The organism is Streptomyces sp. Ru71 (genome assembly GCF_002920535.1).
Taxonomy (GTDB): Bacteria; Actinomycetota; Actinomycetes; order Streptomycetales; family Streptomycetaceae; genus Streptomyces.
This window is the reverse complement of record NZ_PQSS01000005.1, coordinates 177,798-192,221: the sequence shown is the minus strand read 5'-3', so window position 1 is coordinate 192,221 and position 14,424 is coordinate 177,798. Positions and strand designations below refer to the sequence as shown.

At 74.0% G+C, this 14,424-nt stretch carries 12 protein-coding genes; 6 read left to right on the top strand and 6 right to left on the bottom strand.

Annotated features, from left to right (window positions below; genetic code table 11):
• Both C3489_RS05500 and C3489_RS05495 read right to left on the bottom strand, forming a co-directional pair.
• Positions 1 to 193 (bottom strand): hypothetical protein (locus C3489_RS05500; RefSeq protein WP_146075279.1); only part of this gene is annotated, 193 nt, incomplete at its 3' end.
• Positions 194 to 335: 142 nt separating this feature from the next.
• Positions 336 to 749: a helix-turn-helix domain-containing protein gene (locus C3489_RS05495; protein WP_103780429.1), complete on the bottom strand. Its 414-nt coding sequence runs from the start codon at positions 747 to 749 to the stop codon at positions 336 to 338.
• 124 nt (positions 750 to 873) lie between these two features.
• Here C3489_RS05495 and C3489_RS05490 point away from each other — a divergent pair, with 124 nt between their 5' ends.
• On the top strand, positions 874 to 1,758 hold the full coding sequence (locus tag C3489_RS05490) for an NADP-dependent oxidoreductase (protein WP_103780427.1): 885 nt from the start codon (positions 874 to 876) through the stop codon (positions 1,756 to 1,758).
• Between the two features lie 10 nt (positions 1,759 to 1,768).
• Here C3489_RS05490 and C3489_RS05485 read toward each other — a convergent pair whose 3' ends face one another.
• Positions 1,769 to 3,193 (bottom strand): MFS transporter, encoded by a 1,425-nt coding sequence (locus C3489_RS05485; RefSeq protein WP_103780425.1) that lies wholly within the window; start codon positions 3,191 to 3,193, stop codon positions 1,769 to 1,771.
• Between the two features lie 109 nt (positions 3,194 to 3,302).
• On the opposite strand from C3489_RS05485, the gene C3489_RS05480 reads away from it, so the two are divergent.
• The 5 genes from C3489_RS05480 to C3489_RS05460 all read left to right on the top strand — a co-directional run bounded on the left by C3489_RS05480 (position 3,303) and on the right by C3489_RS05460 (position 8,226).
• Positions 3,303 to 4,415 (top strand): LLM class flavin-dependent oxidoreductase, encoded by a 1,113-nt coding sequence (locus C3489_RS05480; protein WP_103780423.1) that lies wholly within the window; start codon positions 3,303 to 3,305, stop codon positions 4,413 to 4,415.
• Positions 4,412 to 5,017, top strand: coding sequence for an FMN reductase (locus tag C3489_RS05475; RefSeq protein ID WP_103780421.1), 606 nt, complete (start codon positions 4,412 to 4,414; stop codon positions 5,015 to 5,017). Before C3489_RS05480 ends, C3489_RS05475 begins: the two co-directional genes overlap by 4 nt.
• A 108-nt stretch (positions 5,018 to 5,125) precedes the next feature.
• Positions 5,126 to 5,866, top strand: a complete 741-nt coding sequence (locus C3489_RS05470; RefSeq protein WP_103780419.1) for a response regulator transcription factor — start codon at positions 5,126 to 5,128, stop codon at positions 5,864 to 5,866.
• A gap of 1 nt (position 5,867) precedes the next feature.
• Positions 5,868 to 7,313 (top strand): HAMP domain-containing sensor histidine kinase, encoded by a 1,446-nt coding sequence (locus C3489_RS05465; protein WP_103780417.1) that lies wholly within the window; start codon positions 5,868 to 5,870, stop codon positions 7,311 to 7,313.
• 187 nt (positions 7,314 to 7,500) lie between these two features.
• Positions 7,501 to 8,226 (top strand): GNAT family N-acetyltransferase, encoded by a 726-nt coding sequence (locus tag C3489_RS05460; protein ID WP_103780415.1) that lies wholly within the window; start codon positions 7,501 to 7,503, stop codon positions 8,224 to 8,226.
• A gap of 9 nt (positions 8,227 to 8,235) precedes the next feature.
• On the opposite strand, the gene C3489_RS05455 is transcribed toward C3489_RS05460, so the two are convergent.
• Genes C3489_RS05455 through C3489_RS05445 form a run of 3 tightly spaced genes read right to left on the bottom strand, consistent with a single transcriptional unit; the run spans position 8,236 to position 14,340 of the window.
• A complete protein-coding gene (locus tag C3489_RS05455) occupies positions 8,236 to 8,886 on the bottom strand; it encodes a hypothetical protein (protein ID WP_146075278.1) in 651 nt (216 codons plus the stop codon).
• The gene (locus C3489_RS05450) at positions 8,886 to 9,209 is read right to left on the bottom strand and encodes a hypothetical protein (RefSeq protein WP_103780412.1); all 324 of its coding nucleotides are present in this window, start codon (positions 9,207 to 9,209) and stop codon (positions 8,886 to 8,888) included. The genes C3489_RS05455 and C3489_RS05450 overlap by 1 nt, the downstream gene beginning before the upstream one ends.
• Positions 9,196 to 14,340 carry a caspase family protein gene (locus C3489_RS05445; protein WP_103780410.1) on the bottom strand — a complete coding sequence of 1,715 codons (5,145 nt, stop codon included), beginning with the start codon at positions 14,338 to 14,340 and terminating at the stop codon, positions 9,196 to 9,198. The genes C3489_RS05450 and C3489_RS05445 overlap by 14 nt, the downstream gene beginning before the upstream one ends.
• Positions 14,341 to 14,424: the final 84 nt, after the last annotated feature.

Genomic DNA, 14,424 nt, shown 5'->3' with positions numbered 1-14,424 from the left:
GGCTGTTGGTGAGGTCGACCGTCCAGCCGCCGAACGCGGAGGGGATGGTCGTCGTCGCCGTGCAGTGCGCGGTGGTCCCGCCCTGGCCGTCGGTGGCGAAGGCCGCGGCCGGCGTGAGCAGGGCGCCGGCGAGCGCGGCGGTGGCGACGGCGGTGCGGAGTACGACGCGGTGGCGCGAGCGCGCAGCGGACATGGTGATCCCCCCAGGGACGACAAGAGCGGTGAAGGCAAGGAGGTCGCCTCGCGCGGTCCTCCGTCCGGCCCCCCGGTTCGGCCCTGCGCTGTGCGATGCCTCAAGTCTGCCGATCACATGACCTTGATCGATACGGGAACCGTCACCGCCGTGTAACCGCGTTCTCCGCGTCGTAGCGTTCGCGGGCCGTGTGCACCTCGTCGAAGTGGGTCTCCGCCCAGTCCTTCACCGCCGTGAGCAGGGCGGCGAGGCTGTTGCCGAGCGGGGTGAGGGCGTAGTCGACGCGGACCGGCACGGACGGGGTGACGGCGCGGGTGAGGATGCCGTCGCGTTCGAGGGTGCGCAGGGTCTGGGTGAGCATCTTGGGGCTGACGCCGGCGATCCTGCGGCTGAGGTCGCTGTAGCGCATGGGGCCGGTGGAGAGGGCGGCGACGACCAGGCTGACCCACTTGTCGCTGAGCCGGCCGAGGAGCTGGTTGGTGGGGCAGTCCCGGAGAAAGGCGTCGTACTCGATACGGGCCTGTTCCCGGCGCTGGGCTGCGGTGGTGGTGGCCATGGCTCTCCTCCGGGTGCGGTAGGCACCTCCAGGTAAGTACTTCCCGATGGATAGTAACTCTACCTAGGGTTGTTTCCACCGCAAGGGAAGTGACACAAGTACCTGACGAACAGGGAGAGTTGTGATGCGTGCTGCAGTCGTGAGGACCTTCGGCGGACCCGAGGCCGTGGAGATCGTGGACGTGGAGCTGCCCGAGCCGGCCGCGCGGCAGGTGCGGATCAGGGTCGCCGCCTCCGCGCTGAACCCGGTCGACGCGGGCGTGCGCTCCGGGGCGTTCGGCGGCGCCGGCAAGCAGGTCGGGCTGGGCTGGGACATCGCCGGGACCGTCGACGCGACCGGTGTCGCCACGGCCTGGAACGTCGGCGACGAGGTGGTGGCGCTGGACTACGGCATGGTCGCGCCGCTCGGTGCGCACGCCGAGTACGTCGTCGTCGACACGGACGCGGTGGCCAAGGCGCCGGCCACGGTCGACGCGGTGCACGCGGCGACGCTGCCGCTGAACGCGCTGACCGCCGTACAGGCCCTGGATCTGCTGGAGTTGACGCCGGGTCGGTCGCTGCTGGTGACGGGGGCGGCCGGGGCGGTCGGCGGGTACGCCGTGCAGCTGGCCGCGCACCGGGGCGTGGCGGTGACGGGGCTGGCCCGCGAGGGGGACGAGGAACTGGTGCGGTCGCTGGGGGCCGCGCACGTCACCACGGCCGAGGCGGGTGCCTTCGACGCGGTGCTGGACGCGGCGGTCCTCGGTGAGACGGCGCTGGCGTGGGTGCGCGACGGCGGCGCGTACGCGGGGGTGATTCCGCAGGCCCAGCCCGCCTCCGTGCGCGGGGTGCGCACCGCGGCGGTCGAGGTGAGCGCCGACGGGGCGCGGCTGGCGGAGCTGGTGCGGCTGGTGGACGAGGGGGTGCTGACCACGCGGGTGGCCGAGACGTTCGCGCTGGACGACGCGGCCAAGGCGCACGCCCGGCTCGCGGAGGGCGGGGTGCGCGGGCGCCTGGTGCTGGTGCCGTAGGGGTGCGGGCTCAGTGCCCGTGGCCCTCGGGCGCCCTGCGCGGCAGGAGGCGGGCCAGGGGCAGGCAGGCGGCGAGGCAGACGGCGACCACGGTGAGGGTGACGGTCAGGGCGTGGCCCTCACCGCCGTCGGGTACGGCGGCGAAGTACACCGTGGTCACGGCCGCCGCGCCGACGGCGTTGGCCAGTTGCTGCACGGCGTTGAGCGAGCCGCTCGCGCTGCCGGCCTCCTCGGGTGCGATGTCGCCGATGGTGACGTCGTAGACGGTGCCGAAGCAGGTGCCCATGCCGAGGCCGATGAGCAGCAGCGGCGGGGTCAGCGCCCAGCCGCTGTGGCCGCCGTGGGAGAGGACGGCCGGCAGGCAGCCGCAGCCGGCGAGGAGCAGCAGCAGGCCGGTGACGACGAGCCGCCGGCCGTGGGCCGCCAGGAGCCGGTGGCAGGCGATGGAGGCGACGACGATCCCGGCGCACAGTGGGATCAGGGTGAGCGCGGTGCCGGTGGGGGTGCGGCCGAGGCCGCGCTGGAGGTGGAGGGAGAGGGCGTAGAGCAGGCCGGCGACGGCGGCGAAGGCGACGACGCCGAGCAGCAGGCCCGAGGTGAAGCCGCGGTGGCGCAGCAGGCTGGGGCGGATCAGCGGTTCGGGTGCGGTGGCCTGGCGGCGGGCGAAGCCGGCGGACAGGGCGAGCCCGGCGAGGAGCAGGGCGAGCGGGCGGCCGGTCCAGCCGTGGTCGGAGCCGTCGATGAGTGAGCCGAGCAGGCCGAGCATGGCCCCGGCGAGCAGCAGGGCGCCTGTGGTGTCGACGACCGTGCCGGGGCTGCCGGGGTCGCGGGGGAGCAGGCGGTGGGCGGCGAGCAGGGCGGCGCCGCCGAGGAGCAGGTTGATCAGGAACATGGGGCGCCAGCCGAGGCCGGCGAGGTCGGCGTCCACGAGAAAGGCGGCCAGGACCGGGCCGCCGACGGCGGACAGGCCCATGACCGGGCCGAACAGGCTGAACGCCTTGCCGATCTCCTCGCGCGGCCAGGTCGCGCCGAGGATGCCGAAGCCCTGGGGGATGAGCAGGGCCCCGAAGGCGCCCTGGACGAGCCGGGCGGCGACGAGGGCGGCCGGGGTGGGGGCGAGTCCGCAGGCCAGCGAGGCGGTGACGAACCCGGCGAGGCCGATGAGGAAGGTGCGGCGGCGGCCGTACCGGTCGCCGAGCCGGCCGCCGGGGACGAGCAGCACGCCGAGCGCGAGGGCGTAGGCGGCGCCGAGCCACTTCACGAGGGCGGGTCCGCCGCCGAGGTCGGCGGTGATGGTGGGGGCGGCGATGTTGGTGATCGTCGCGTCGAGCAGATCGAGGACGTCGGCGGCGAGCACGACGGCGAGGACGGCCCAGCGGGTGCGGGCCGGGAGGGGCGGGGCGGGTTGGTCTGCGTGATGCAGTATCTGTGTCACGCAGATAAATATGAGGGTGAGGTGTCGCCGAGGTCAATCGGAATAACGGGGACGGGGGCCCGGTTGGGGGGTATAGTTCAACAATCAACTACTTGGAGGGTGAGCGACCATGCAGTTCGGGATCTTCAGCGTGGGCGACGTCACGCCGGACCCGACCACGGGCCGGACGCCGACGGAGCGCGAGCGCATCAAGGCCATGGTCGCCATCGCGCTGAAGGCCGAGGAGGCCGGGCTCGACGTGTTCGCCACCGGTGAGCACCACAACCCGCCGTTCGTGCCGTCGTCCCCCACCACCATGCTCGGCTACATCGCCGCGCAGACGGAGCGGCTGATCCTCTCCACGTCCACCACGCTGATCACCACCAACGACCCGGTGAAGATCGCCGAGGACTTCGCGATGCTCCAGCACCTGGCCGACGGGCGCGTGGACCTGATGATGGGCCGCGGCAACACCGGGCCGGTGTACCCCTGGTTCGGCCAGGACATCCGGCAGGGCATCAACCTCGCCATCGAGAACTACGCCCTGCTGCACCGCCTGTGGCGCGAGGACGTGGTGAACTGGGAAGGCAAGTTCCGCAGCCCGCTGCAGGGCTTCACCTCCACCCCGCGGCCCCTGGACGGCGTGGCGCCGTTCGTCTGGCACGGCTCCATCCGCTCCCCGGAGATCGCCGAGCAGGCCGCCTACTACGGCGACGGCTTCTTCCACAACAACATCTTCTGGCCGGCCGACCACACCAAGCGGATGATCGAGCTGTACCGCAACCGCTACGCCCACTACGGCCACGGCACCCCCGAGCAGGCCATCGTCGGCCTCGGCGGCCAGGTGTTCATGCGGAAGAACTCCCAGGACGCGGTGCGCGAGTTCCGCCCCTACTTCGACAACGCCCCGGTCTACGGCCACGGGCCCTCCCTGGAGGACTTCACCCGGGACACCCCGCTGACCGTCGGCTCCCCGCAGCAGGTCATCGAGAAGACCCTGTCCTTCCGCGGTTACGCCGGCGACTACCAGCGCCAGCTGTTCCTGATGGACCACGCCGGACTGCCGCTGAAGACCGTGCTGGAGCAGATCGACATGCTCGGCGAGGAGGTCGTGCCGGTGCTCCGCAAGGAGTTCGCCGTCGGCCGCCCGGCCGACGTGCCCGAGGCGCCCACCCACGCCTCGCTGCTCGCCACCGCCCGTGAGCAGGCCACCGCGCCGAACGAGAAGGAGGCCACCGTATGAAGCTCGTCGTCGTGTCCGCGGGGCTGAGCGTGCCCTCCTCCACCCGGCTGCTCGGCGACCGGCTGGCCGCCGCGACCGCCGAGCGCACCGGCGCCGAGGTACGCGTGATCGAGCTGCGCGACCTCGCCGTGGAGATCGCGCACACCTTCACCAGCGGCTTCCCCGGCAAGGAGCTGTCCTCCGCGTTCGACGCGGTGACCGGCGCGGACGGGCTGATCGTCGTCACACCGGTGTTCTCCGCGTCGTACAGCGGACTGTTCAAGTCCTTCTTCGACGCGCTCGGCGCGCACGACAAGGACGCGCTCGCGGGCAAGCCGGTGCTGATCGCCGCGACCGGCGGCACCGCCCGGCACTCCCTGGTGCTGGACCACGCCCTGCGGCCTCTGTTCGCCTACCTGCGGGCCGTCGTCGTCCCGACCGGCGTCTATGCCGCCTCCGAGGACTGGGGCGCGGAAGGGCTGCCGGAGCGGATCGAACGGGCGGCGGGTGAGCTGGCCGCGCTCACGGCCGGACTGTCGACGGCCCGGCCGCCGGCCCAGCGGGACGCCTTCGACGTCGTCCCCTTCGAGGAACGGCTGGCCGCGCTGCGGCCCACGGGGTGAGACGGGGCCGCGGCCGGGCGGTGCGGTGACGGTGAGATCCGAGTAAGAAGGGTGATCGTCGCACCGCTCGCCCGGCCGCACCGGCCACGGCCTTGGCAGACTGGTCGGGTGCCCCAGACAGTGCTCCTCGCCGAAGACGACCGTGCCATCCGCCACGCCCTGGAACGCGCCCTGACCCTGGAGGGCTACCGGGTGACCGCGGTCGCCGACGGCGTGGAGGCGCTCGCGCAGGCCCACAAGTCGCCGCCGGACGTCCTCGTCCTGGACGTGATGATGCCCGGCATCGACGGCCTCCAGGTCTGCCGGGTGCTGCGCGCCGAGGGCGACCGCACGCCGATCCTGATGCTGACCGCGCTGGTGGAGACCGCCGACCGGATCGCCGGGCTGGACGCGGGCGCCGACGACTACGTGGTCAAGCCGTTCGACGTCGAGGAGGTCTTCGCCCGGCTGCGCGCCCTGCTGCGCCGCACCAGCCCCGACGCCCCCGCTCCCGCCCCCGCCCGCGAGGAGCCGGAGCCGTCCGACCGGGGCGGCGACCGGTACCTCGACCGGAGTGTCGAGGCCGCGGGTATCCGCATGGACCCGCAGGCCCGCCGCGCCTGGCGCGGCGAACGCGAGCTGGAGCTCACCCGCACCGAGTTCGAACTGCTGGAACTGCTCGTGCGCAACGCGGGCATCGTGCTCGACCACTCCACGATCTACGACCGGATCTGGGGCTACGACTTCGGCCCCGGCTCCAAGAACCTCGCCGTGTACGTCGGCTACCTGCGCCGCAAGCTCGACGAGCCCGGCGCCCCGCAGCTGATCCACACGGTGCGCGGCGTGGGTTACGTGCTGCGGGAGGACTGACATGCCACGCGGGCGCCTGCGCCGCCTGGTGTCCGGGCGGCGGCCCGGTCTGGTGTCCCTGCGCACCACTTTCGCCGTGTCCTTCGCGGCCGTCACCGCCGCCGTGACCGTCCTGGTCGGCATCCTGTCCTACAACGCCGCCGCCCGGCTGGTACGCGTGGACCAGCAGTCGGTGTTCGACGAGGTCGTGCAGGACGTGCGGGACGAGGTGCGTCTGCACCGGATGTCCCCGGAGGACTTCTCCTCCTCCGCGCCCGGCCACGACGTGGTGCGCCCGGCCCGCACCAATGTGCAGGTGCTCGGCGCGGACGGTGCGGTCGCCGACAGCGGCAGCCCGGCCCTGCCGGTCGCCGAGGCCGACCGGACGGTGGCGGCCGCCGGCACCGCCGGACGCATGGTGCTGCACAAGGACGTCGACGTCGGCAGCGACGTCTACCGCGTCGCCACCGTCTCGCTCGGCGGGAAGCGCGGCGCGGTCCAGGTGGCGCAGGAGTTCAGCGACACCGAGGACCTGCTGCGGGCGCTGCAGCAGCGCACGCTGATCCTGATGGCGGCGGTCGTGGTCGCGGCCGGTCTGTTCGGCTGGTGGCTGGCCCGGCGCATCACCCGGCGGCTGATCGTCCTGACCGCCGCCGCCGAGGACGTCGCCCGCACCCGCCGGCTCGGCATCCAGGTGCCCGTCACCGGCTACGACGAGGTCGGCCGCCTCGGCCGCGCCTTCGACCGCATGCTGGGCCGGCTCGCCCAGTCCGAGGAGGACCAGCGCCGCCTGGTCCAGGACGCGGGCCACGAACTGCGCACCCCGCTGACCTCCCTGCGCACGAACATCTCCCTGCTCAAGCGGATCGACGAACTGCCGCCCACCTCGCGTGAGGAACTGGTCGCCGACCTCGGGCAGGAGGCCCGCGAGCTGACCGACCTGGTCAACGAGCTGGTCGACCTCGCCGCCGGCCAGTCCGACAGCGAGCCGCCGCAGCGGGTCGACCTCGCCGACATCGCCGAGGACGTGGCGGGGCTGGCCCGGCGCCGCACCGGGCGCGAGATCGTGCTGCGCGCGAGCGGTGACACCTCGACGTACGGGCGGTCCGGGATGCTCCAGCGGGCGGTGTCCAACCTGGTGGAGAACGCCACCAAGTTCGACCGCGACGGCACCGCGCCCATCGAGATCAACGTCGCCGGTCCGGCCCGCCCCGGCACGGTCCGCGTCGAGGTCCTCGACCGGGGGCCGGGCGTCGCCGACGCCGACCTGCTGCGCGTCTTCGACCGCTTCTACCGTGCCGCCGACGCCCGCTCCCTGCCCGGCTCCGGCCTCGGCCTGTCCATCGTGCGGGAGGTCGCCCTGGCCCACGGGGGAGCGCCGTTCGCACAGCACCGGGAGGGCGGCGGCTCGGTGATCGGCTTCACGGTGGCGGGGGCGCCGGCGCGGCGCGAGGAGGACGGTGGCTGAGGCGGCGACGGGGGACGAGAGACACGTCGTCCGGACGGCGGGGGACCAGGGACACGCCGTCCGGACGGCGGGGGACCAGGGACACGCCGTCCGGACGGCGGGGGAGCAGGGACACGTCGTCCGGACGGCGGGGGAGCAGGGGCACGCCGTCCGGGCTGCGGGGGACGAGAGACACGTCGTCCGGGCGGTGGGGGACGAGGCGCACGTCGTCTGGGCGGTGCAGGCCCGGCCGGACGGGCGGCCCGGGCCCGGGGTGCGGGTGTACCGGGCCGGCGCGGCGGTCGCCGTGGCGTCCCCGGCGCTGTCCGGGCGGGACCGCATCGCGGTGGCCGGCCCGGCCGACGACGCGCTGCCCCTCGTGCGGCAGGCGCTGCGGGAGGCCGGGCCCGCCTACCGGCCGTTCGGGGACGCGGCGCTGATCGCGGCGCTGGCCCGCGCGATCCCGGGGCTGGAGGCGGGGCCGCCGTTCTGCTGGATGGAGACCTCACGCGTCCCCGACCGGCCGACGCAGGCCGTCCGCTGGCTGGACTCCGCCGGGCAGCGGGAGGCGTGCGCCCTCTTCGACCGCCACTTCCCCGGCTCCTACGCCCAGCCCGGCCGCCCCGGCGTGCACCGCTGGGCCGGCGCCCACGACGAGGCGGGTCGGCTGCTCGCGGTCGCGGCGGACGCCTGGTCGGCGCCCGGCTGCGGCTTCCTGGCCGGCGTCGTCACCGACCCGCGGGCGCGCGGGCGCGGTCTGGCGTCCGCCGTCTCGCGCTTCGTGACGGCCGCCCTCGTACGCCACCGGGGGCGCGCGGCGCTGATGGTGGACGAGGACAACGCACCGGCGATCGCGGTCTACGAGCGGACCGGGATGACGCGACGGCGGTTCGCCGCGGCGGGGCTGACGAGGAGGGCGTCCCCGCCGGGCTGAGCGGCGGCCTCAGCAGCCGCCGGCCGGGCTCGCGCTCACGGCCTGGGAACCCCAGGCGAGCCTGCGCAGCGCGTCCCCCTTGTCGGAGGACTTCGTCCCGCCGGACTTCACCTTCACGGTGACGCCCGTGCCGTCGAGTTCGACCAGTTCCCCGCAGACCTTCCCGTCCCGGGTCGTCACGGTGACGAACGCGCCGGGCTTGTCCCCCGCCGGGGCCGTCCAGGTCAGCATGACCCCCGCGGCCGTGGCCAGGACACCGGCCACGGCCAGCCAGCGGGCCCGGTTGATCAGGGTGCCGACGCGGACGGTCTCGGTCCGCTCCCACATCAGCAGCTGGGCGCCGTCGGCGGCGTGCAGGGTGTCGCCCGGCCGCCCGTGGGCCGCCGACGCGGCGGCGAAGGCCGACGTCAGCAGGGCCACCAGCCCGAACGACATCACCAGCACGACGCTCAGCCGGTAGCCGGGCGTCAGCTCCGCCACGTTCTCGCGGCCCTTCAGCACCAGCACCGCCGACAGCAGCGCCGTCGCCGTGGCCAGGAAGTTGCGCCAGCCCTCCGCCTGGTGGCGGGCGATGTCCAGCTGCGACTGCAGCATGTCGTACAGCCGCTGCCGGGCGGCCAGGTGCAGCGCCCGGGACGACGGCCGGGCGGCGGGCGCCATCAGGGCGTCCCCGGCCCCGGAGCGGGAACCTTCACCGGCCACCAGGCACCGCAGCCCTCGAACTCCTCGGGGTTGCGCGGATGGGTGATCGGGCACTCGCAGTGCATCCGCCGCTCCCCGCTGTCCCGCTGCTTCCCGCCGCCCCACGGCTTCGGGACGGTGCCGGGCGCCACGTCGAGCAGGGGAAGCTCGCTGGGTCCGTGGCAGACGGGGCAGGTGCCCGTGAACACCAGGATGCCGGCGTCGTCCCTGTGCCAGTCCAGGTCGCCCGGCGCGGCCACCTGCCGCACCCGGTACGTCACGGCGTCGTCATGATCGGGCATGCGCGTTCCTCTCCTGTGCGGCCAGGTGGAGGCCGAACAGCGGGGCGTAGTGGACGAGGCGGCGGCGCACCTCGTCCACGGTGAGCTCCGTCTCCTCGGCCGCGAGCTGGATGTGATCGTCCGTCACCTCGCCTTTCAGCCCCGGCTCGGCGCCGGTCAGGTGCTCGCTGAGCAGGACGACGTCCCGCCAGTCGGGCTCGTGCTCGTCGTCGGGGGGCCCGGGGCAGGCGAGTTCCAGCCCGTAGTCCGCGTACGGGGCGAGCGCCTGGTAGGTCGCGTGCAGGGTGCGCTCCAGGCGGACGGCGGTGACGGTGAGGGCGAGGGGGGTGAGGATGCCGTCGCTGAGGGGTTCGTACGTCAGCAGCCGGCGGCACGCCGGGTCGTCCGGTGGGGACGGGAGCCGCCGCTGTGCACGGGGGCCGTCGGTCGAGGTCCCGGCCGGCTTGCGCGGCACCTCGGGTGCGCCGATCCCCTGGTAGAGGCGCAGCCTGGCCGTGGCGGTGGGGAGGTCCCCGCCGCGCTGTTCCGCGTAACGGATGATCTGCCGGTGGGTGATCTCGGCCCGCCACCGGATCTTCATGCGGTCGCAGAGCGCTTCGAACTCCGTGAGGTCGGGGCGCAGCCCACGCGCCTCCTCGGGCACCTCGACGACGTCGATCCCGTACGGCTCCGCCTCCGCGCGCACCGCGTCGGCCACCGCCCCCAGCGTGCTGCGCTGGTCGATGGCGAGAGCGAGCAGGAAGGCGCCGTCGACGACGTCGGCCGTGTCGGGGGGTGCGGCGGAGAAACTCCACAGACCGCCCGTCTGCGACTGCATGGCCCAGTTGGTCTGCGGCAGCAGTGCCGGCCGTTCCTCCCACGGGGTGCTCCACCAGGTCCTGACGGCGTCGGCCGCACGCGCGTCCACCACGCCGGCCGCGGCCAGGGCGGCGACGGCCTCGACCTCGTCCTCGACGGACGCCGGCTCCGGGTGGCGGGCCAGGGCGCGCAGCACCGCCCAGACACCGAGCCGCTCGCCTTCGGGCAGGTCCTCCGAGCCCAGTGAGGCCCACCAGTCAGGTGCCTCGACCGACGCCAGGGGGCCGGGCGCCACGTCGCCCAGACCCAGCCGGACGGTCACGGCTCGCGCCGAGTCGGCCGTCCGGCCCACGTCCGGGTCGCGGCGGTGGGCCGAGAGGCGCACCAGTCTGAGCAGCCCGAACGGCTGGTGGATCAGCTGGGGAACCCCGCTTCGGGTGTGCGGCAGGCGGAGAACGGCCTCCTCGGCCGGCGAGAGCGGGTCGGTGTCGAAGTCTCCGGTGACCTCGTAGCCGTACCGTTCGTAACGCCGTGCGACCGCCGCGATCTCGGAGACGGACAGGTCGCAGCGTGCGGCCAGGAAGGCGGCGACCGCCGGTGTAACCCGGGCCGGGAGGGCCGGTCTGCGTCCGGTGGCCCGGTCACCGCCGAGGAGCAGCACGTCCTTTGGCCCCGGCGTGCAGGAGGCGAGCTCCCCGGCGTCCGGCGGTTCCGGAATCGACGTGTCGAAGATCCTCAGCTGCCGTACCAGCTCCGTGACCTGGCCGATCGTCAGGTGGTAGCGGCCGGCGACCCTCAGCAGCGGGGCGTGTACCGCCCCCTCGGCCACCTCCTCCATGAACCCTGGTGACACGGGCTCGTGCCGGTACGCCTCGTACAAGTCCATCAGCGGTTCGCCGCACGGCACCTCGCCGAGCCGCCGGACGTCCCGCGCCTGCGGTACGGCGATCCCGGCCACGGCGTAACGCCGCAGCACTCGCAGCACGGTGCGCAGGTCCTGGCCGTCGGCTGCCGCCCGCAGCGCCGCCTCCGCCGGGTCCCAGTACGCCAGGTGGGATGAGACGCGGAAGACTTGTGCGTCCAGGAAGTGAGGCCGGGGAAACCCCTTGGGAAGGCCGACGATGGAGGATTCCGTCCTGACCTGGCGCTGGGGGAGGCCCACCAGCTGTGCCCGCCACTCGCTGAACAGTTTCAGTCCGCCGCCGCGGTGTTCGTCATCGTGATAGTCCAGGGCTGTCTGGCTGTTGTCGAGGGGAACGCAGCCGACCGTGCGCAGCGGGACATCGTGCCGCGGCACGAAGGAACTGTCGTACCACTTGGTGATGCTGACCTTTGCCCCGCAGGCCAGCAAGCGGTCGAGCACGATGTCCGACAGGCGTCTGTCCTCCGTCAGCTTCCACAGCCACTCCAGTGGAACCTGGTCCCACTGCGTCAGGTCGCCCGCCGCGTCCGCCAGGTCCCGGTAGGCCAGCTCCCGGTCGAACTTTTCGAGCCGGTTCCGGTCGGCGCTGAGCACGGGACGGTGCCGGCGCCGGAGGTTGACGACGTAGCCGTGCGGACGCGCCGCGCCTCGGACGAAGATGCCGTCCACCAGGCAGGCGCCCTCGCCCGGGACCCACCAGACGTTCGGCGAGACGGCCGTCGGGGACACCGCGACAGGTACCCGCAGCGTGTTGGGCGGCAGCACGTCGGGCCACGACCCGTCCAGCCGGTCCGTGACGGCGACCGCGACGTCGCTGTGCCACACGTTCTCCCGCAGGATGCCGATCAGCGACGGCGGGTTCGCGCTGTACTCCGGCCGCAGATAGAGCCGCACACTGGTGCCGGCCCGCTCCTCGTCGCTGCGGGTGATGTGCATCAGCCCGGAGTCCGCGACGACGTCCACGCGATGGCCGGGCCCGTCGGTGCCGCGGCCGTTGGCGTTGGTGGGCCGGGTGGTGACCCGGATGCTCTCGGCGAGCATGAAGTAGCTGAAGACGCCGATGCCGAAGCGGCTGTTCAGCTCGGGCTCGACGCCCACGCGGCGCCAGCGGCGCAGTTCACGGACCCGGGTGGGGGACTGCTCGTAGCGCCGGCCGGCGCGGGCGAACAGGTCGCGCAGCTCCTCCGCGGTCATGCCGATGCCGTCGTCCGCGCACTCGATGTACACCCGCCCGTCGGTCTCGTCGCGGTCGAGGACGAACCGGACGGTGTAGTCGGCCAGTTGCTTGACGTCGGTGTCGCGGATCTCGCCCGTGCGGGCGGCGTACTGCTGGCGGGCGTGGCGCCGGCGGCAGGCGTCCAGGGCGTTCTGGTAGAGCTCGCGGACGGCGAGCGTGTGGTCGCCGTAGAGCTGGGTGCCCATGATGACGGACTTGACGCCGTCCTCGGCCAGCTGGAAGCGGGGCGGTGGCGCCTCGTAGGCCTCCTCCTGCCCGGGCTCCAGGGCGTCGGTGTTGATGTGCTTGGGCAGCCGTGCGAACAGGTCCGCCTCGGGAAGGGCCTGCCAGAGGCTGCGCGCGGTGCTCGCGGCCGCTTCGGCCTGCCGTTCCAGGGCGAGATGGAGGGCGGCGGTGCCGCAGTCGGCCTCCAGGGTCCAGTCGGTGCGCCCGCCCGGCGTCGTGTCGCGGGACGCCGTGGGGCGGTGCGGGCCGTCCACGGGGCGGAACTCGCCGGCGGCGACCTGCGCCACCACGTCCGCGGGTCTGGTCTCGTGGTGCTCGACGCCGAGGTGGTCGACGACGATGCCGTCCAGCAGCCGGGGGTCGACGGCGAGCAGTTCCGCCAGGTGCAGCAGGCCGGCGAGCTGGCGGGGCCGCCACCACTTGGTGCCGCCGATGCCCAGGCCCTGGGCCAGCGTGGTCTTCCACTTCCTGCCGTCGGGGGCGGTGTCCCCGGGCCGGCCCCGCATCTGCGTGACCACCTGGAGCACCGCCGAGCGCAGCCGTTCCCGGCTCGTCGGGGACGGCCGCGAGCCCAGGCCCGCCGCCCGCCCGGCGGCATCCGTGAGCAGCTCCGCCACCTGCGCGAGGCTGTCCAGGGCGCCCAGCGGCCGGCCGGCACCGGCCGGGTCGGTCAGCTGCTCCCACAGCTGGTCCCAGTCGGCGAGGAGCCGGTGCCGCAGCCACTGCTCGGCGGCCACGGCGGCGTCCGTGCAGCCCGAGGCGGCGAGCCTGCGGCGCCTGGTGTCGATCTGCCCGTACGCCTTGCGGACGTCGGCCATGTCCTGCCGCAGATGGTCCTTGATGCCCTGGGCACCGGCCGGGGGAGTGTCCGGATCCAGCGGCCCGTGGGGCGGATACAGCTCCGCCAGTGCCCGGCGCCCGCACGCCACCGCGGCCTCCCGCACGAAGGGCGTCGCCAGCAGCGTCACGGCCTCCAGCGGGCTGAGCGTGCCCTCGCCCACCGGGACCAGGCGGTCCAGCTGGGTGAGGACCCGCTCCGGGTAGCGGGGGTTCTCCCAGGGGTCGGCGCCGGCCTTGCCGGGGCGGCCGGCGGCGCGGCGGACGGCGAGCACCTTGTCGATCAGGGCGCTCAGGGCGTCCTTGAGCCGGCCCGTGTTCACGTCCTGGCCGGTGTCGATCCGGTGCCAGAGCTCCGACCCGTGCATGGCCCGGGTCCACTCCTGCACACCCGGGCCGGTGCGGCAGATCTCCCGTCCGGCGTGCTCGGCCGCCACGCTCTCGCCGGGGCCGGCGAGCCAGCGGTCCTGCACCCAGTGGCGGCGCGAGCAGCCGTTGTCGTCGGCGATCTCCCGGGTGCGGCGTCGGACGTGGGCGATGACCTCGGCGACGGTGCGCGGTGGCGAGTCGGCGGCCAGCGCTTCGGCGAGGGCCCGGCCGAGGAAGCTGCCCGCCGCGGTGCCCATCGCCTGCTCGCCCGCCGCGCACGCGTGGACGAGGACGACGTTCTCGCGGGTGCGGGACGGGGCCGGCGGTGTGGGGGGAGGGAGCACGTCGGCGCCCGCGTCGTCCCGGCAGGCGTCGACGCACAGCATCACGGTGGCCCGGCTGGTCAGGGTCGCCAGCAGCTGGTCGGGCAGCAGCGGTACGAGGCTCTGGTAGGCGGCGGCGGGCGTGGCGTCGGCCGGGACCAGGTGGTCGACACCGTCGAGGCGTACGCCGTGACCGGAGAAGTACACCAGGACGAAGTCGTCGTCGGCGCACCGGGCGAAGAAGTCGTGGAGGGCCGCGAAGATCTGTGTCCGCGAGGTCTGCTCCAGCGTGTCGAGCACGGTCACGTCACCGTCCGCCCAGCCGGAGGACAGCAGCGCCTCCCGGATGGCCGCCGTGTCCTCGCGGACGAACTCCAGCCCCAGCGGCACCGCGATCAGGAGTGCCCGTGACGTGCCCATCGCTCAGGCGCCCCCCAGTTCACCGAGCGACCACCCACCCGGCCGAAGTCACTTCAGCAGACCGGCAATTATGGCAGACGGCGG

What these genes read in the sequence shown, in the direction of transcription:
- C3489_RS05450 (WP_103780412.1), bottom strand. Translation starts at nt 9,209, where the DNA reads ATGCCCGATCATGACGACGCCGTGACGTACCGGGTGCGGCAGGTGGCC.
- C3489_RS05445 (WP_103780410.1), bottom strand. Translation starts at nt 14,340, where the DNA reads ATGGGCACGTCACGGGCACTCCTGATCGCGGTGCCGCTGGGGCTGGAG.
- C3489_RS05480 (WP_103780423.1), top strand. Translation starts at nt 3,303, where the DNA reads ATGCAGTTCGGGATCTTCAGCGTGGGCGACGTCACGCCGGACCCGACC.
- C3489_RS05465 (WP_103780417.1), top strand. Translation starts at nt 5,868, where the DNA reads ATGCCACGCGGGCGCCTGCGCCGCCTGGTGTCCGGGCGGCGGCCCGGT.
- C3489_RS05495 (WP_103780429.1), bottom strand. Translation starts at nt 749, where the DNA reads ATGGCCACCACCACCGCAGCCCAGCGCCGGGAACAGGCCCGTATCGAG.
- C3489_RS05490 (WP_103780427.1), top strand. Translation starts at nt 874, where the DNA reads ATGCGTGCTGCAGTCGTGAGGACCTTCGGCGGACCCGAGGCCGTGGAG.
- C3489_RS05455 (WP_146075278.1), bottom strand. Translation starts at nt 8,886, where the DNA reads ATGGCGCCCGCCGCCCGGCCGTCGTCCCGGGCGCTGCACCTGGCCGCC.
- C3489_RS05475 (WP_103780421.1), top strand. Translation starts at nt 4,412, where the DNA reads ATGAAGCTCGTCGTCGTGTCCGCGGGGCTGAGCGTGCCCTCCTCCACC.